We start from the raw sequence: 17,710 nt of genomic DNA on the forward strand, positions 1-17,710 counted from the left end.
CCGCCGCGAACGGAGCGATCTTCGCCTCGGCCAGCGAACGCACCGCCTCACGCAGCATCCCGTGCTCCTCGGAGATCCGGAAGAGATCGAAGTCCGCCGCCCCTGCGCTGCCCGCCATGATGCCTGCCTCGCCGCTCAGTTGTTAGTTACCGTTAAGTAGATCCTAGGGCTCCGACCTGCGGCTGCCTAGGTTCAGTCGACGTCGGCCCCCAGGGTGTCGCCGGCCCGGTGCTCCTGGAAGTACCGCGGCATCCGGTCGTTGCGCATCGCCTCCCAGAGCTGCGCGGCCGGCTGCTCGTCCAGCAGGACGACGCTCTGGCCGTCCCGGGTGTCGAAGCCGCCGAACGGCGCGTTCATGAAGCGGACGTCGTCGGCGCGCAACGAGCGCAGGCCCCAGGCGAGCTGGAAGAGGTCGGTGTTGGAGAGCCGGTCGTCCACGCTGACCACCTCACCGACCGACCGCAGCAGCCCGCCGAGGCGGGACGGGCTGGTCAGGGTGCCGGAGTCCATGATCCGGAGCATCAGCGCGCGCAGGAAGTTCTGCTGCCGCTTGGTGCGGTCGAGGTCCCCGCCGGGCAGGCCGTAGCGCTCACGGACGTACAGCAGCGCCTGCGCGCCGTCCATGTGATGGGTGCCCGCCTCCCAGGCCCGGGCCTCGCCGACGGCCTCGATGGTGCGCGGGACGGTGATGTCCACCCCGCCGACGGCGTCGGTCAGGGCGCGGAAGCCGTTCCAGTCGACCACGGCGAGGTGGTCGATCCGGATACCGGTGAGGTTCTGCACGGTCTCGGTCATCAGTGCCGGGCCGCCCCAGGAGTACGCGGCGTTCAGCTTGGCCCGGCCGTGACCGGGAACGTCCACCCAGGTGTCGCGGGCCAGCGAGACCAGCGAGGCGCTCCGGCGGTCGTCCGCCAGGTGCAGCAGCATCATGGTGTCGCTGCGGGCCGCGCCCTCCTGCCAGACCGGACCCTTGGCCCCGCTGCCGGTGGTCGGGACGTCCGAGCGGGCGTCCAGGCCGACCAGCAGCAGGTTGAGCCCGCTCCCCGGGACGGGCGCGGGCTGGGCGGACTGCGGCGCGGTCGGAAAGGCGTCCGGGATCCGGGTGACGGAGGAGGCGTAGTGCTCGACCGTCCAGAACAGGGCGCCGCCCGCGCCGAGGGCCAGCACCAGCAGGGCGGAGAGCGTCCAGAGCAGGACGCGGCGGGTGCGGCGGCGGCGGGCGGGCGGTTCGGGCCCGGCCTCCGGACCGGCGGTCTCCGCGCCCTCGCGCGGCTCGAAGAGGCTGAGCCCCGGCACCGGGGTCCCGTCGTCCGCGCGGGGCGGTTCGTCCGCGCGGGGCGGTTCGTCCGCGCGGGGCGGTTCGTCCGCGCGGGGCGGTTCGTCCGCGCGGGGCGGTTCGTCCGTGCTCTCGGGCTTCGGATCCATGCGCGCATTGTGCCGCCGGTCACAGCACCCGCGTAGGGGTTCCGCCGGATCGCGCCCCGCGCACGCCCGGGGCCTGCGCCCGCACCCCCGCTCTCGAAAGATCGCCCCGGACGGGACGGCCTGGGCCGGGCCGGTACGGGCGGATAGCATCGGTCCTCGCAGGTCCTGCCCGTCCCACGGCAGTCCAGGTCGAGATTCCGCAAAGGGGAACCAGTGACCCTCCGCATCTCCGTGATCGGCACCGGCTATCTCGGCGCCACGCATGCCGCCGCCATGGCGGAGTTCGGCTTCGAGGTGCTGGGTCTGGACATCGACCCGGAGAAGATCGCCACGCTGAGCGCCGGCCGGGTCCCGATGTACGAGCCGGGCCTGTCCGAGCTGCTGCTCAAGCATGTGGCGGGTCACGAGGGTTCGACCGGCCGGCTGCGCTTCACCACCTCCGTCCAGGAGGCCGCGGAGTTCGGCGACGTCCACTTCGTCTGCGTCAACACCCCGCAGCGCAAGGGCGAGTTCGCCGCCGACATGTCCTACGTGGACGCCGCGATCGACGGGCTCGCCCCGTATCTGACCCGCCCGGTGCTGGTGGTCGGCAAGTCCACCGTCCCGGTCGGCTCGGCGAACCGGCTGGCCGAGCGGCTGGCCGCGCTGGCACCGGCCGGTGAGGGCGCCGAGCTCGCCTGGAACCCGGAGTTCCTGCGCGAGGGCTTCGCCGTCCAGGACACCCTGCGGCCGGACCGGATCGTGGTCGGCTCCCGCAGCGAGCACGCCGAGCAGGTGCTGCGCGAGGTGTACGCCGAACCGATCGCGGCCGGGGTGCCGTTCGTGGTCACCGACTTCGCCACCGCCGAGCTGGTCAAGGCCGCCGCCAACTCCTTCCTGGCCACCAAGATCTCGTTCATCAACGCGATGTCCGAGGTCTGCGAGGCCGCCGGCGCCGATGTCACCCTGCTCTCCACCGCGCTCGGCTACGACGAGCGGATCGGCCGCAAGTTCCTCAACGCCGGCATCGGCTTCGGCGGCGGCTGCCTGCCCAAGGACATCCGCGCCTTCATGGCCCGGGCCGGGGAGTTGGGCGCCGACCAGGCGCTGACCTTCCTGCGCGAGGTCGACTCGATCAACATGCGCCGCCGCTCCCGGATGGTCGAGCTGGCCCGCGAGCAGTGCGGCGGCGGCTTCCTCGGCCGCCGGGTCGCCGTCCTGGGCGCCGCCTTCAAGCCGAACTCGGACGACATCCGGGACTCCCCCGCGCTCAACGTCGCGGCCCAGATCCAGCTCCAGGGCGCGCAGGTCACGGTGTACGACCCGAAGGCGATGGACAACGCCCGCAAGATGTTCCCGGGCCTGGCCTACGCCGAGTCCCCGCTGGAGGCCGCCGAGGGCGCGCACGTGGTGCTGCACCTGACCGAGTGGCAGGAGTTCCGCGACCTGGACCCGGCCGAGCTGGGCGCGGTGGTCGCCGAACGCCGGCTGCTGGACGGCCGCAACGCCCTGGACGCCGCCGCCTGGCGCGCGGCCGGCTGGACGTACCGGGCGCTCGGCCGCCCGAGCTGACCCCGGGACGCGCCGGGGCCCGCCGGTCGTCGGACGACCGGCGGGCCCCGTTCGCGCTAGGCCCGGTCCGTCGGACCCAGCCGCGGGATCTCGATGGCGGGGCACTTGTCCATCACCATCGCGAGACCGGCCGCGCGGGCCCGCCCGTACGCGGCCTCGTCCACCACGCCGAGCTGGAACCAGACGGCCTTCGCGCCGATGGCCACGGCCTCGTCGGCCACCGCGCCGGCGAGGTCGGACCGGACGAAGGCGTCGACCACGTCGACCTCGAACGGGATGTCCGCCAGGGACGCGTACCCCTTCTCCCCGTGGACCGTCTCGGCCTTCGGGTGCACGGGGACGATCCGCTTGCCGTAGCGCTGCAGCACCTCGGCCACGCCGTGGGCGGCGCGCAGCCGGTTGGACGAGAGCCCGACGACGGCCCAGGTGTCGCCCAGCTCGGTAAGGATCTTGCGGACCGTCTCCGGGTCGCCGTACATGCCCTGCCTCCTCGCAGCCGCGGACTCGTCACTGGCAGCGCCTCCGGCCGCCCGGCCATTCCCGGGACGGGCCGGCGCGGGGCTCAGCCGTCGAGCCGCGCGATGGTCGCGATGGACGGGCGGCGGGTGGTCCGCAGATCGCGCGCGACGGCTTCGGCGTCGCGCAGCACGCGCACCGCGTTGTGCCAGGTGAGCTTCCCGAGGTCGGTCCGCGACCAGCCGCGGCCCAGCAGTTCGGCGATCAGGTTGGGGTAGCCGGCCACGTCGTCCAGCCCGGCCGGGAGGAAGGCGGTGCCGTCGAAGTCGCCGCCGATCCCGATGTGGTCGATGCCGGCCACCTCGCGCATGTGGTCGAGGTGGTCGGCGACGGTGGCCGGGGTGGCGACCGGGCGCGGGGAGGCCTCCTCGAAGGCCCGCTGGCAGGCCATCGCGGCCGGGGTGGTGTCCAGGTGGTCGAAGCCGTGCGCGCGCATGTTCTCGTCGGCGGCGGCGGTCCACTCGATGGCGGCGGGCAGGATGAACTTGGGCACGAAGGTGGCCATCGCGACCCCGCCGTTGGCCGCCAGCCGGCCGAGCACGTCGTCCGGGACGTTGCGCGGGTGGTCGCAGACGGCGCGCGCGGAGGAGTGCGAGAAGAGCACCGGCGCCTCACTGACCCGCAGCGCGTCGCGCATGGTGTCGGCGGAGACGTGCGAGAGGTCGACCAGCATGCCGAGCCGGTTCATCTCCCGGACGACCTCCTCGCCGAACCGGGTCAGGCCCTGGGCCGCCGGCTTGTCGGTGGCGGAGTCGGCCCACGGGGTGTTGTCGTTGTGGGTGAGCGTCATGTACCGGACGCCGAGCTCGTACAGGGCGCGCAGGGTGGCGAGCGAGCAGTCGATGGAGTGGCCGCCCTCGGCGCCCATCAGGGAGGCGATCCGGCCCTCGGCCCGGGCGGTCTCGATGTCCTGGGCGGTGAAGGCGAGCCGGAGCCGGTCGGGGAAGCGCCCGGCCAGCGCCCGGACGAAGTCGACCTGCTCCAGGGTGGCGCTGACGGCGTGATCGCCGGCCAGCCGCGAGGGGACGTAGACCGACCAGAACTGTGCGCCGACCCCGCCCGCGGCGAGGCGGGCGAGGTCGGTGTGCAGACGGGAGCTCTGGTCGGCGGCCAGGTCGAGCGCGTCGAGGTCGTACCCGACCTGCTCGCGCATCGCCCAGGGGAGGTCGTTGTGGCCGTCCACCACGGGGGTGTCGCGGAGGACGGCACGGGCACGGTCCAGCAGGGCGGCCTGGTCGGGCTGGTCTGCGGAGTCCAACAGCTCAGAGGTCATACGAGCTGTTGTATCCGATATGACTACTTTCCAAAGCCGAAGGAGGCGGAACCCGCCACCTTGGCCCGCAGCTTCTTGCCCTTCTCGGTGGCCTGGCTGTTCAGCTCGGCCTGGAAGTCCGTCATCTTCTCGGTCAGCTCCGGGTCGAACGCGGCCAGCATCCGCACCGCCAGCAGGCCCGCGTTGCGCGCGCCCGCCACCGAGACGGTGGCCACCGGCACACCGGCCGGCATCTGGACGATCGACAGCAGGCTGTCCATGCCGTCCAGGTAGCGCAGCGGCACCGGCACGCCGATGACCGGCAGCGGGGTGACCGAGGCCAGCATGCCCGGCAGGTGGGCGGCGCCGCCGGCGCCCGCGATGATCGCCTTCAGCCCGCGCGTGTGGGCGTTCTCGCCGTACGCGACCATCTCGCGCGGCATCCGGTGCGCGGAGACGACGTCCACCTCGTAGGGGATCTCGAACTCGTCGAGGGCCTGGGCCGCGGCCTCCATGACCGGCCAGTCGGAGTCCGAGCCCATCACGATGCCGACAAGGGGGTGGGTCATTCGGTGATCGTTCCTCGCAGGTAGGCGGCCGCGTGACGGGCGCGCTCGCGGACGTCGTCGAGGTCGTCCCCGAAGACGTTGACGTGGCCGACCTTGCGGCCGGGCTTCACGTCCTTCCCGTACATGTGGATCCGCAGGCCCGGGTCGCGGGCCATGCAGTGCAGGAAGGCGTGGTACATGTCCGGGTACTCGCCGCCGAGGACGTTGACCATGACGGTCCACTTGGCACGCGGCCGGGGGTCGCCGAGCGGCAGGTCGAGCACGGCCCGCAGGTGGTTCTCGAACTGCGAGGTGACCGCGCCGTCCTGGGTCCAGTGCCCGGAGTTGTGCGGGCGCATGGCCAGCTCGTTGACCAGGATCCGGCCGTCCCGGGTCTGGAACAGCTCGACCGCCAGGTGGCCGGTGATGTCCAGCTCGCCGGCGATCCGCAGGGCCAGCTGCTGGGCCTCGTCGGAGAGGGCCGGGTCGAGGTCCGGCGCCGGGGCGGTGACCTCGGCGCAGACGCCGTTCTCCTGGAGGCTCTCCACCACCGGGTAGGCGACGGCCTGGCCGCTGGGCGAGCGGACCACGTTGGCCGCCAGCTCGCGGACGAAGTCGACCTTCTCCTCGGCCAGCACGGGGACGCCGGCCAGGAACGGCGCCTGCGCCTCCTGCTCGTCCTCGACGACCCAGACGCCCTTGCCGTCGTAGCCGCCGCGGACGGTCTTGAGGACGACCGGGTAGCCGGCACCCTCCTCGGCGAAGGCGGTCACGTCGGCAGGGTCGGCGACGAGCCGGTGCCGGGGGCAGGGCACCCCGATGGAGTCGAGCTTCGCGCGCATCACGCCCTTGTCCTGGGCGTTGACCAGCGCCTCCGGGCCGGGCCGGACGGCCACGCCGTCGGCCTGCAGGGCCCGCAGGTGCTCGGTCGGCACGTGCTCGTGGTCGAAGGTGATCACGTCACAGCCGGCCGCGAAGCGGCGCAGCGTGTCGAGATCGCGGTAGTCGCCGAGGACGGTGTCGGAAACCACCTGCGCGGCGGAGTCCTGGGGCGTGTCGGCGAGGAGTTTGAACCTGACCCCGAGCGGGATGCCCGCCTGGTGTGCCATACGGGCCAACTGCCCGCCGCCGATCATGCCCACCACTGGAAAATTCGCATTGCCCGGGGAAGTCACCCCGCCAGGATATCCGGGCCGGTCGGGGGCCATGGAACCGCTCCGCCACCGGACACCGTCCCGAAGTGCGAGGAGCCCGGGGGGCTGAGCCGATCGGTGGAACCGGGTAGCCTGGACCGCTAGGTCCTGGTACGCGTGATCCGATCATGTGCGTGCACGCAGGGCTCAAGGGCCCAGCCGCGCATCCGCTCCGGGGCCCCTCGTCCGCTGGCACATGGAGGCAGCCCGGTATGGCGACGACCGCAGCGTCGAACCCCTCGCTGGCGCAGAGACTGCAGGATCTCTCGGGCGAGGTGGTGAAGTTCGGCATCGTCGGCCTGAGCGGTGTGGTGGTCAACTTCGCCGTCTTCTGGATCTGCATCAACGGGTTCCACCTGGCCTCGCTGCGCTCCAACATCGCCGCCACGCTGGTGGCCATCGCGACCAACTACCTCGGCTACCGCTACTGGCTGTACCGGGACCGCGACGCCGCCTCCCGCAAGCGCGAGATCACGCTGTTCCTGCTGTTCAGCGGCGCCGGCATGCTGATCGAGACCGGCGTGCTGGGCTTCTCGGTCTACGTGCTCGGCCTGGACTCGCACTTCGAGCAGCTGGCCGCCAAGGTGGCCGGCCTCGCGGTGGCCACGGTGTTCCGCTTCGTCTCCTACCGGACGTGGGTCTTCACCGCCCTCCCGGAGCCCGCCACCGAGAGCGCACCGGTCGCCGAGGCCGCGCCGGCCACCGAGAGCGCACCGGCCACCGAGGCCGCGCCGGCCACCGCCGCCGCACCGGCCACCGAGGTCGTCGCGCAGGCCGAACTGATGCTGGCCACCGAGGAGATCCGGTACGCCAAGGCCGAATAGGCCGCTCCCCTTGCCCTGCCCGCACCCGCGGGAGGACAGTGGTGACCGGGGGCGGGCACGGCCGGCGAACGATCGAGGTCCGGGGGGATCCCAGGAGGCTCGCCATGGCGTTCGTCCAGATCATCGACTGCAAGACCGACAAGGTGGACGACCTCAACCGGCTGATGGACAGCTGGGCCGAGCAGACCGAGGGCCGGCGGACGGTCGGGCACGCGACGGTCGCCACCGACCGGTCCGACCCGCGGCACCTGGTGGAGATCGTCGAGTTCGCCTCGTACGAGGACGCGATGAAGAACTCCGCCCTGCCCGAGACCGACCGGATCTTCCGGGAGATGGTCGCGCTCTGCGACGAGCCGCCGACCTTCACCAACCTGGACGTGGTCCGCGACACCCGGTTCTGAGGGCACGCGCCACTCCGCTGCGAGCCCCCCGGTCAGGCCTCGCGCTGGCTGCGCCCCAGGAAGATGGCGAACACCGGCGGCTTCAGCGAGAGCAGTTCCAGCCGGCCGCCGTCCGCCTCCGCGAGGTCCCGGGCCACGGCCAGGCCGATCCCGGTCGAGTTGCGGCCGCTGACCGCGCGCTCGAAGACCCGGTTGCCCAGCTCCGGCGGCACCCCGGCGCCCTGGTCCTGCACCTCGACCACCACCGACGTCCCGGAGGGCCGCACCCGGACGGTGATCAGCCCGGCGCCGTGCATCAACGAGTTCTCGATCAGGGTGGCCAGCACCTGGGCCACCGTGCCCGGGGTGCCGACCACGGTGACCCCGCGCAGGCCCTCCACCTGGAGCACCCGCCCGGTGCCGCGCAGCGACGGCCCCCACTCCTCCACCTGCTGCTTGACCACGTCGTCCAGGTCGAAGGCGACGGCGGTGGGGCTGCGCGGGTCACGCTGGGTGGTGAGCAGCCGCTGGACGACGTCGGTGAGCCGCTCGACCTGCTGGAGGGCGATGGTCGCCTCCTCCTTGACGGTCTCCGGGTCCTCGGCGACCGCGGTGATCTCCTCCAGCCGCATGGAGAGCGCGGTGAGCGGGGTGCGCAGCTGGTGCGAGGCGTCGGCGGCGAGCCGGCGCTCGGCGGTGAGCATCCGGGCGATCCGCTCGGCGCTGACGTCGAGGACTTCGGCGACCCGGTCGAGTTCGGGCACCCCGTAGCGGCGGTCGCGCGGGCGCGGGTCGCCGGAGCCGAGCCGTTCGGCCGTCTCGGCGAGGTCGGTGAGCGGGCGGGCCAGCCGCTTGGCCTGCCAGACGGCGAGGGCGACCGCGGCCTGGACGGCGAGCAGGGCGACCACGCCGAGCAGCAGCAGCATGTTGGCGATCTCGTGGTCGACGGCGGCCCGCGACTGCTCGACGGTGACCGTCTCGCCGCTGGCGCCCTTCTCGACGGCCTTCAGCAGGTGGGTCCCGGCCGGGCGCTCGCCGCTGGAGACGACGGGCTTGCCGGGGATGTCCACCTCGACGTACTGGCCGTCGGTGACCTGGTTGGCGAACTTGTCACCGGTCACCGGCTCGTTGGCCGCGAGCCGGTTCTCCACCAGGGCGAGCACCCGGACGGCGGCCGCGTCCACCCGGTCCTGCGCCGAGTTCACGATGGTGCGCTTCTCGACCAGGGCGAGCGGGACGCAGAACACCACGACCACCACCAGGACGACGCCCAGCAGCGAATTGATCATCCGGCGTTTCACGCTGCCGCTCCCCGTGCTGGTCGGTACCCCGCTGCCGGGGCTAATTCTTCTCGAAGCGGAAGCCCACGCCGCGCACGGTGGCGATGTAGCGGGGGTTGGCCGCGTCGTCGCCGAGCTTCTTGCGCAGCCAGGAGATGTGCATGTCCAGCGTCTTGGTGGAGGTCCACCAGGTGGTGTCCCAGACCTGGCGCATGATCTCCTCGCGGGTGACCACCCGCCCGGCGTCCCGGACCAGCACCCGCAGCAGCTCGAACTCCTTGGCGGAGAGGGTCAGCTCCTCCTCGCCGAGCCAGGCGCGGTGCGACTCGATGTCGATCTTCACCCCGTGCGCGCCGGTGGTGAGCTGGTCGACGTTGCCGCGCCGGAGCAGGGCCCGGACGCGGGCGAGCAGTTCGGCGAGGCGGAAGGGCTTGGTGACGTAGTCGTCGGCACCGGCGTCCAGGCCGACCACGGTGTCCACCTCGTCGGCGCGGGCCGTGAGGACCAGGACGGGGCAGCTCTTGCCGTCGGCGCGCAGCCGGCGGCAGACCTCCAGGCCGTCCATCTCGGGCAGGCCGAGGTCGAGGACGACGAGGTCGACCTCCTCGGTGAGCCCGGCGGCCAGTGCGGTCGGACCGTCCTCGCGGACGAGCACCTCATAGCCCTCGCGTCGCAGGGCCCGGGCGAGCGGTTCGGAGATCGCCGGATCGTCCTCGGCGAGCAGCACACAGGTCATGTGGTGATGGTAGTCCGCCGGGTTGGGGGCGATCGCCCTGTGAGGTAGTTCACAGAGCGTGATCGTTATACGGAGCGCAATCACCGCTCAACGGACGTGTCACAGGCGCCCGTTCGGCGAATATTCCACTCGCGGATCTTGCATCCGAAGGAAGATCTCCGGATCTACCATGGATATGCCGATCAGATCAGCGGCAAACTTTGCCATCGCCATACCTTATTGGCGGGTTTTGTCAGCTGATACCGCCAAATATCGCCACGTACAGTGGTTTGGTCCACGTCCGCCGCACCCCCCTAGGCGGACGCTGTCAGGCAAGGAACCACTACACATGGCGTCTACGACCCTGGAGCCCGGCGTTCAGTCGGCCTCTCCCAGCGGCAAGACCTTCCTCGGGCACCCCCGTGGACTCGCCACTCTCTTCATGAGCGAGATGTGGGAGCGCTTCAGCTACTACGGCATGCGCGCCCTGCTGGTCCTCTACATGACCGCCTCCGTCACGGAGGGCGGCCTCGGCATGAAGATGGCCGTGGCCAGCGCGGTCTACAGCGTGTACACCGCCATGGTCTACCTGCTGGCCCTCCCGGGCGGCTGGATCGCCGACCGCTTCCTCGGTGCCCGCAAGACCGTCGCGGTCGGTGGCTCGATCATCATGATCGGCCACTTCCTGCTGGCCGTCCCGGCGAGCGCGTCGTTCTTCGTCGGCCTGGCACTCATCGCGATCGGCTCCGGCCTGCTGAAGGCCAACATCTCGACGATGGTCGGCCACCTGTACGACGGCCCGAACGACCCGCGCCGCGACGGTGGCTTCACGATCTTCTACATGGGCATCAACCTCGGTGCCTTCGCCGCCCCGCTGGTCATCGGCACCATCGGCCAGAGCGTCAACTGGCACCTCGGCTTCGCCCTCGCCGGCATCGGCATGGCGATCGGCCTGATCCAGTTCATGCTGGGCAGCCGCCACCTGAGCGCCAAGAGCGACGTGGTGACCTCGCCGATCTCGGCCGCCGAGAAGCGCGTGATCTTCAGGAAGGCCGGCTTCTGGCTGGCTCTCGCCGTCGTCTTCTACGGGGTCGTGGCGCTGACCGGCCACTTCACCATCAACTGGGCGATCTGGCCGCTGTCCGTCGCGGGCATCGCGCTCCCGGTCTTCGTCTTCGCCAAGGTGAAGCGCGACAAGGACCTCGACGAGACCGAGCAGTCCCGGATGAGCGGCTACATCTGGTTCTTCGTGGCCGCCGCCGTGTTCTGGATGATCTACGACCAGTCCGGCTCGACGCTGAGCATCTTCGCGGACGAGAACACCTCGTCCACGCTGTTCGGCTTCGACTTCCCGTCGACCTGGTTCCAGTCGCTCAACCCGCTGTACATCATGGCGCTGGCCCCGGTCTTCGCCTGGCTCTGGGTGGCCCTGTCCCGCAAGGCCAAGAACCCCAGCACCACCATGAAGTTCGCGTTCGGCCTGCTGATGATCGGCGCCTCCTTCCTCGTCATGATGCTGGCGATGGCCGCCGCCGCGGGCGGCACCAAGGTCACCCCGCTCTGGCTGGCCATGGTCTACCTGATCCAGACCGTCGGTGAGCTGACGCTCTCCCCGGTGGGCCTGTCCGTCACCACCAAGCTGGCCCCGGCGAAGTACGCCAGCCAGATGATGGGCGTCTGGTTCCTCGCCGTCACGGCGGGCGACTGCGTCGCGGCCATCTTCCAGCTCGTCCTCGGTGACAACGTCGTCGGCAGTACCTGGTACTTCGCGGTCCAGGGCGCCATGGCGATCGTCGCGGGCGTGGGCCTGGCGATGTACCGCAAGAAGGTCGTGAAGCTGATGGGCGACGTGCACTGACGCGCCGCTGACGCGGTCCGCACACCGCGCGGAAGCACCGCCGGGCACGCCCCGGCCGAAGGGGCCGGTACGGATCGGAAGATCCCTACCGGCCCCTTTTCCGGCCCGGCGCCGCCCCGGACGTGCCAGGGTGACCGGATGCCGACCGACTCGCTCCCCCGCCAGCTCGCCCGTACCCGGCGCTTCACCCTGGGCGCCCCCGCCCACCCGGCCGTCTCGGCCGACGGCCGGACGGTGCTCTTCCTGCGCAGCCGCGCGGGCGACGACCCGCTCTCCTGCCTCTGGGCGCTCGACACCGTCACCGGCCGGGAACGGCTGCTCGTCGACCCGGCCGCGCTCGACGACTCCGGCGGCGAACTCCCCGAGGCCGAACGGATCCGCCGCGAGCGGGCCCGGGTCCTCACCACCGGCATCACCGCCTACGCCACCGACGCCTCCGGCCGGCTCGCCGTCTTCGCCCTCGGCGGTGCCCTCCGGCTCGCCGACACCTCCGACGGCACCGTCCGGACGGTCCCCACCGCCACCGCCGGGTACGACCCGCGCCTCGACCCGACCGGCCGGTGGATCGCCTACGCCGGCGACGGCGCCCTGCGGGTGGTCGGGACCGACGGCGGCGACGACCGGGAGCTCGCCGCCCCCGAACAGGAGGAGGTGACGTACGGGATCGCCGATCACGTCGCCGCCGAGTCGATGTACCGCACGCGCGGCCACTGGTGGTCCCCGGACGGCGCCGCGCTGCTCGTCGCCCGGGTCGACACCGGTGCGCTCGCCCGGCTCCACCTCGCCGACCCGGCCGAGCCGCAGCGGCGGCCGCGGGTGATCCGCTACCCGCTGGCCGGCTCCGCCAACGCCGACGTCTCGCTCTGGCTGCTCGGCCTGGACGGCAGCCGGACCGAGGTCCGCTGGGACCGGGCCGGGTACGAGTACCTGACCGCCGCCGGCTGGGACGCCCACGGGCCGTACGCCGCCGTACAGAGCCGCGACCAGCGCACCGTCCGCACCCTGGCGATCGCCCCGGACGGTGCCACCTCGGTGCTGGCCGAGCAGCGGGACGAGCGCTGGGTCGAGCTGGTCCCCGGCGTCCCGGTCCGCACCGCGGGCGGCGCCCTGGTCGACTCCGCCGACCGCGGTGACACCCGGCACCTCACCGTCGACGGCACCCCGGTCACCCCGGCCGGGCTCCAGCTGCGCGCGGTGCTCGGGACGGACGGCGACGAGGTGCTGTTCACCGCCACCGGGGAACCCACCGAGACCCACCTCTGGCTGTACCACCCGGCCACCGGCCCCCGCCGGCTCAGCGACGGACCGGGTCTGCACACCGGCCTGCGCCGCGCCGGCACGCTCGTCCTCACCACCCGGGCCTCCGGCGCCCCCGCCGGCCGGACCACCGTGCGGCGCGAGGGCGGGGCGCCCCTCCCGGTGACGTCGTACGCGCAGCCGCCCGTCCTCACCGACCGCTCCGAACCGCTCCGGCTCGGCCCGCGCGACCTGCGCGCCGCGCTCTTCCTCCCCACCGGCCACCGCCCCGGGGACGGCCCGCTGCCCGTCCTGCTCGACCCGTACGGCGGGCCGGCGCTGCAGAAGGTCACCACCGGCGGCGCCTGGTGGACGCTGGTCTCCCAGTGGTTCGCCGACCAGGGCTTCGCGGTGCTGGCCGTGGACGGCCGCGGCACCCCCGGGCGCGGCCCCCGCTGGGACAAGGAGGTCTTCGCCGACAAGGCCACCCCGGCGCTGGCGGACCAGGTCGAGGGTCTGCACGAGACCGCCCGGCTGCGGCCGGGGCTGCTCGACCTCGGCAAGGTCGCGATCCGGGGCTGGTCGTACGGCGGCTACCTCGCCGCGCTCGCCGTCCTGCGGCGTCCGGACGTCTTCCACGCCGCCGTCGCCGGAGCCGCCCCCACCGACCAGCGGCTCTACGACACCCACTGGCAGGAACGGTTCCTCGGCCACCCCGACGAGCACCCCGAGCGCTATGACGCCTGCTCACTGATCGGCGACGCGCCGGGGCTGCGGCGCCCGCTGCTGCTGGTCCACGGGCTCGCCGACGACAACGTGCTGCCGGTCCACGCCCTGCGGCTGTCCGCCGCGCTGCTCGCGGCCGGCCGCCCGCACGAGGTCCTGCCGCTCGGCGGCACCACCCACACGCCCTCCGACGAGACGGTGGCGGAGAACCTCCATCACCACCAGCTCGACTTCCTGAGGCGCTCGCTGGGCCTCGGCTGAGCGGCGGCACGCCCGCGCCCCCGGGTGCGGGGCGCGGGCGTGCCGGTCGGGTGCGGGCGTGCCGGTCGGGCGCCGTCCGGAAGCCGCGACCGGGGAGCGGCCCGAAGCCGCTCAGACCTCGCGGACCCCGGCCCGCCAGACCGCCGCCGTCAGCGGCACACCCGGCCGGTACGCCAGGTGGACGTGCGAGGGCGCCTCCAGCAGCTGGAGGTCGGCCCGGGCGCCGACCGTCACCGTTCCGACGTCGGTGCGCCGCAGGGCCCGGGCGCCGCCGGCGGTGGCGGCCCAGAGCGCCTCGTCCGGCGTCATCCCCATCTCCCGCACCGCGACCGCGATGCAGAACGCCATCGAGCTGGTGAAGCTGGAGCCCGGGTTGCAGTCCGTGGAGAGCGCGACGACGGCGCCCGCGTCGAGCAGCCGGCGCGCGTCCGGATAGGCGGCGCGGGTGGAGAACTCCGCGCCCGGCAGCAGCGTCGCCACCGTCGCCGAGCCGGCCAGCGCCGCCACGTCCTCGTCGGTGAGGTGGGTGCAGTGGTCGGCCGAGGCCGCCCCCAGTTCGACGGCGAGCTGCACGCCCGGGCCGTAGGAGAGCTGGTTGGCGTGCACCCGGGGGGTGAGGCCGCGCTCGACCCCGGCGGTCAGGATCGCCCGGGCCTGGTCCCCGTCGAAGGCGCCGTTCTCGCAGAAGACGTCCACCCAGCGCGCGTAGGGCGCGCAGGCGTCCAGCATGTCGCCGGTGACGAGGTCCACGTACCCCGCCGGGTCGTCGGCGTACTCGGGGGCGACCACATGGGCGCCCAGGTAGGTGGTCTCGGGGGTGTACGAGGAGGCGATCCGCAGGGCCCGCGCCTCGTCGACGACGGTCAGCCCGTAGCCGGACTTGCACTCGATCGCGGTCGTCCCCTGCCGCAGCGCCTCGCGGACGAACCGGGCCAGGTTGGCGTCCAGCTCGGCGTCGCTCGCGGCCCGGGTGGCGGCCACCGTCGTCCGGATCCCGCCCGCGGTGTACGACTGGCCGGACATCCGGGCGTTGAACTCCGCGGTGCGGTCCCCGGCGAACACCAGGTGCGCGTGCGAGTCGACGAACCCGGGCAGCAGCGTCCGCCCGGCCGCGTCGAACCGCTCGTCCGCGGCGGGCGCCTCGGCCGCCGGTCCGACCCAGGCGACCGTGCCGTCATCCACCACCACGGCCGCGTCGGCGAGCAGGCCGAGCGGCCCGGTCCCGTACGCGGGGTCGTTGGTGACCAGGCTGCCGATACCGGTGATCAGGGTGCTCGGCATGCCCTGGCTCCGCAGGCTGCTCGGGGTGCTCACATCAGGCCTTTCGGGGCTGGACCCGGGGGCGGGCGGGATCAGCCCCCGCCCGCCCCCGGGAGTTACGGGGACTCAGCAGCTGAGCGCGGCGATCGAGGACCGCAGCGCGCCCGGGACGTCCGGCACCAGCTGGTGCGCGCCGTCCCTGACGATCTGCCGCCCGCCGACCACCACGTGTCGCACGTCGGCGGCCGAGGCGGCGAACACCGCGATCTCGGCGCCGAGCCGGCTCGGCGGCCCGGCCGTACGCACCGAGTCCAGGGCGATCACGGTGAAGTCGGCCAGGGCGCCGGCCTCGATCCGCCCGGCCTCCGGCCAGCCGAGCGAGGCGTGCCCGTCCTCGGTGCCCGCCCGCAGCAGCGAGTTGGCCGTCCAGTGACCCCGGGTGCGGGTCCGCAGCCGCTCGTCCAGCTCCAGCGCGCGGGCCTCCTCGAACGGGTCGATGACGGCGTGGCTGTCACTGCCCAGGGTGATCGGGCAGCCCGCCGAGGCGAGTTGGCGGGCCGGGCCGATGCCGTCCGCGAGATCCCGCTCGGTGGTGGGGCACATGCAGATGACGGTCGAGGAGTCGGTGAGGAGCTTGACGTCCTCCTCGGTGAGATGGGTGGCGTGCACCGCGGAGGTGCGCGGGCCGAGCGCGCCGTGGTCGGCGAGCAGCCTGGTCGGGGTGACGCCGTGCGCGGTGAGGCAGGCGTCGTTCTCGGCGGTCTGCTCGGAGAGGTGGACGTGCAGCGGGGCGTGGCGGGCCGCCGTCCACTGCGCGACGGTGCCGATCTGCTCGGCCGGCACCGCCCGCACCGAGTGGATCGCGGCACCGATCCGGGCGTGCTCGCGCGGCTTGAGGGCGTCCACCCGCTCGGCCCAGGCGTCGGCGTGGCCGTCGCTGAACCGGCGCTGCGGCTTGGTCGGTTCGGCGCCGAAGCCGGAGGACAGGTAGCAGGTGTCCAGCAGGGTGATCCGGATCCCGGCCCGGGCGGCGGCCTCGATCAGCGCCTCGCCCATCGCGTTCGGGTCGTCGTAGCGGACCCCGCCGGGCGCGTGGTGCAGGTAGTGGAACTCCCCCACCGCGGTGATCCCGGCCAGCGCCATCTCCGCGTAGACGGCGGTGGCGAGCTCCAGGTAGCTGTCCGGGTCGAGTGCCCCGGCGAACCGGTACATGGTGTCGCGCCAGGTCCAGAAGGTGCCGGAGCCGACCTGCACATGGCCGCGCAGCGCCCGGTGGAAGGCGTGCGAGTGGGCGTTGGCCTGACCGGGCAGCAGCAGCCCCGCCAGGCGGACGGCGCCGGGCGGGCAGGGCCCGCTGTCCGGCCGCACCTCGGTGATCCGGCCGCCGGGGCCGGTGGCGATCAGCACGTCCCGCTCGACCACCGGCCCGTTCACGTGCGGCAGCCAGGCGTACTGCGCCCAGAAAGTCGTCGTTTGCGCGCCTCCGGCACGGCCTACTGACACGCCAGGTCCTCCAGTACGTCGGCGAGGGCGGTCACGCCGGCCAGGCAGTCGGCCGTGCGCGCGTGCTCGGCCGGGGAGTGCGAGACACCGCTCGGGTTACGTACGAACAGCATGGCGGTCGGGATCGCCGATGCCAGGATTCCGGCGTCGTGTCCCGCGCCGGTGGGCAGGACCGGCACGCCGCCGAGCGTCTTGGCGAGCCGGTCGCGCAGCGGGGCGTCGAACTCCACCACCGGGGTGTAGGACTCGCGGGTCAGTTCGACCCGGACGCCGTCCCGCTCACCACGCTCGTACGCCGCCCGCTCGATCTCCTCGACCAGCGCGGTGAGCGTCGCCTCGTCACCGGCCCGGGAGTCCAGCCAGCCGCGCACCAGCGAGGCGATCGCGTTGGTGCCGTTGGGCTCGACCGCGACCTTGCCGAAGGTGGCCAGCGCACCCGCCGTCCTGGCCTTCTTCCGCGCCGCGAGTACGGTGTTGGCGTAGGTGAGCATCGGGTCGCGGCGGTCCTCGATCCGGGTGGTTCCGGCGTGGTTCGCCTCCCCGTGGAAGTCGAACCGCCAGCGGCCGTGCGGCCAGATCGCGCCGGCCACGCCGACCGGCTGGTCCTCGGCCAGGTAACGGCCCTGCTCGACGTGGAGCTCGACGAAGGCGCCGATCCGGGCCAGCCGGTCGTCGTCCGCGCCGATCGCGGCCGGGTCGTAGCCGGCCCGCTCCATCGCGTCGGGCAGCCGGACGCCGTCGGCGTCGCGCAGCTCGAACGCCTGGTCGCGGCCGAGGAGGCCCGCGCTCAGCCGCGAGCCGATGCAGGCCACGCCGAACCGGGCGCCCTCCTCGTCCCCGAAGTTGACGATGGCCAGCGGCTTGGTGAACTCCGCTCCCCGGCCGCGGAGTTCGTCCAGTGCGGCGAAGGAGGAGACCACGCCGAGCGGGCCGTCGAAGGCGCCGCCGTCGGGGACGGAGTCCAGGTGCGAGCCGGTGACGATCGCGCCCCCGGCGGCCGGGTCGCCCAGCCAGGCCCACTGGTTGCCGTTGCGGTCCAGCTCGTAGCTCAGGCCGCGGCCGCGGGCCTGCTCCTCGAACCAGGACCGGCACTCGGCGTCGGCGGAGTTCCAGGCGAAGCGACGGTAGCCGCCGGAGGAGGCGGAGCGGCCCACCGGGAGCAGCTCCGCCCACATCTCTTCG

The 17,710-nt window shown here is 73.0% G+C and carries 14 protein-coding genes and 2 pseudogenes; 5 read left to right on the top strand and 11 right to left on the bottom strand.

What is annotated here, in order from left to right; genetic code table 11:
• Nucleotides 1–118, bottom strand: a pseudogene (locus ACIQTO_RS34440) (acyl-CoA dehydrogenase); the annotation flags it as partial.
• A gap of 74 nt (nucleotides 119–192) precedes the next feature.
• Complete coding sequence (locus tag ACIQTO_RS34445; protein ID WP_402396620.1) at nucleotides 193–1,425, bottom strand: LCP family protein; 1,233 nt, start codon at nucleotides 1,423–1,425, stop codon at nucleotides 193–195.
• A gap of 213 nt (nucleotides 1,426–1,638) precedes the next feature.
• On the opposite strand from ACIQTO_RS34445, the gene ACIQTO_RS34450 reads away from it, so the two are divergent.
• Nucleotides 1,639–2,976, top strand: coding sequence for a UDP-glucose dehydrogenase family protein (locus ACIQTO_RS34450; protein WP_402396622.1), 1,338 nt, complete (start codon nucleotides 1,639–1,641; stop codon nucleotides 2,974–2,976).
• Nucleotides 2,977–3,032: 56 nt separating this feature from the next.
• On the opposite strand, the gene ACIQTO_RS34455 is transcribed toward ACIQTO_RS34450, so the two are convergent.
• From ACIQTO_RS34455 to ACIQTO_RS34470, 4 genes are all read right to left on the bottom strand, one after another.
• Complete coding sequence (locus ACIQTO_RS34455; RefSeq protein WP_402396624.1) at nucleotides 3,033–3,455, bottom strand: CoA-binding protein; 423 nt, start codon at nucleotides 3,453–3,455, stop codon at nucleotides 3,033–3,035.
• A gap of 83 nt (nucleotides 3,456–3,538) precedes the next feature.
• Complete coding sequence (locus ACIQTO_RS34460; RefSeq protein WP_402396627.1) at nucleotides 3,539–4,765, bottom strand: dipeptidase; 1,227 nt, start codon at nucleotides 4,763–4,765, stop codon at nucleotides 3,539–3,541.
• Nucleotides 4,766–4,788: 23 nt separating this feature from the next.
• The gene (purE, locus tag ACIQTO_RS34465) at nucleotides 4,789–5,313 is read right to left on the bottom strand and encodes a 5-(carboxyamino)imidazole ribonucleotide mutase (RefSeq protein WP_402396630.1); all 525 of its coding nucleotides are present in this window, start codon (nucleotides 5,311–5,313) and stop codon (nucleotides 4,789–4,791) included.
• Nucleotides 5,310–6,500, bottom strand: coding sequence for a 5-(carboxyamino)imidazole ribonucleotide synthase (locus ACIQTO_RS34470; RefSeq protein ID WP_402396633.1), 1,191 nt, complete (start codon nucleotides 6,498–6,500; stop codon nucleotides 5,310–5,312). Before ACIQTO_RS34470 ends, purE begins: the two co-directional genes overlap by 4 nt.
• 197 nt (nucleotides 6,501–6,697) lie before the next feature.
• Between ACIQTO_RS34470 and ACIQTO_RS34475 the strand changes: the two genes are divergently transcribed.
• Together ACIQTO_RS34475 and ACIQTO_RS34480 are read left to right on the top strand one after the other, a co-directional pair.
• A complete protein-coding gene (locus ACIQTO_RS34475; RefSeq protein WP_402396635.1) occupies nucleotides 6,698–7,309 on the top strand; it encodes a GtrA family protein in 612 nt (203 codons plus the stop codon).
• 104 nt (nucleotides 7,310–7,413) lie between these two features.
• Nucleotides 7,414–7,698, top strand: a pseudogene (locus ACIQTO_RS34480) (ester cyclase); the annotation flags it as partial.
• A gap of 44 nt (nucleotides 7,699–7,742) precedes the next feature.
• Here ACIQTO_RS34480 and ACIQTO_RS34485 read toward each other — a convergent pair.
• The gene (locus ACIQTO_RS34485; protein ID WP_402396638.1) at nucleotides 7,743–8,990 is read right to left on the bottom strand and encodes an ATP-binding protein; all 1,248 of its coding nucleotides are present in this window, start codon (nucleotides 8,988–8,990) and stop codon (nucleotides 7,743–7,745) included.
• 40 nt (nucleotides 8,991–9,030) lie between these two features.
• Nucleotides 9,031–9,705, bottom strand: a complete 675-nt coding sequence (locus ACIQTO_RS34490; RefSeq protein ID WP_030290974.1) for a response regulator transcription factor — start codon at nucleotides 9,703–9,705, stop codon at nucleotides 9,031–9,033.
• Between the two features lie 328 nt (nucleotides 9,706–10,033).
• On the opposite strand from ACIQTO_RS34490, the gene ACIQTO_RS34495 reads away from it, so the two are divergent.
• On the top strand, nucleotides 10,034–11,542 hold the full coding sequence (locus ACIQTO_RS34495; protein ID WP_402396641.1) for a peptide MFS transporter: 1,509 nt from the start codon (nucleotides 10,034–10,036) through the stop codon (nucleotides 11,540–11,542).
• 138 nt (nucleotides 11,543–11,680) lie between these two features.
• The gene (locus ACIQTO_RS34500; protein ID WP_402396644.1) at nucleotides 11,681–13,765 is read left to right on the top strand and encodes a prolyl oligopeptidase family serine peptidase; all 2,085 of its coding nucleotides are present in this window, start codon (nucleotides 11,681–11,683) and stop codon (nucleotides 13,763–13,765) included.
• Nucleotides 13,766–13,876: 111 nt separating this feature from the next.
• Here the strand turns inward: ACIQTO_RS34500 and hutI are convergent, their stop codons facing one another.
• From hutI to ACIQTO_RS34515, 3 genes are all read right to left on the bottom strand, one after another.
• Complete coding sequence (gene hutI, locus ACIQTO_RS34505) at nucleotides 13,877–15,046, bottom strand: imidazolonepropionase (RefSeq protein ID WP_402396646.1); 1,170 nt, start codon at nucleotides 15,044–15,046, stop codon at nucleotides 13,877–13,879.
• A gap of 105 nt (nucleotides 15,047–15,151) precedes the next feature.
• Nucleotides 15,152–16,528, bottom strand: coding sequence for a formimidoylglutamate deiminase (locus ACIQTO_RS34510; RefSeq protein WP_402396648.1), 1,377 nt, complete (start codon nucleotides 16,526–16,528; stop codon nucleotides 15,152–15,154).
• Complete coding sequence (locus tag ACIQTO_RS34515; protein ID WP_402396807.1) at nucleotides 16,519–17,703, bottom strand: allantoate amidohydrolase; 1,185 nt, start codon at nucleotides 17,701–17,703, stop codon at nucleotides 16,519–16,521. The genes ACIQTO_RS34510 and ACIQTO_RS34515 overlap by 10 nt, the downstream gene beginning before the upstream one ends.
• Nucleotides 17,704–17,710: the final 7 nt, after the last annotated feature.

The sequence above is a fragment of the Kitasatospora sp. NPDC091207 genome (genome assembly GCF_044768625.1).
Taxonomy (GTDB): Bacteria; Actinomycetota; Actinomycetes; order Streptomycetales; family Streptomycetaceae; genus Kitasatospora.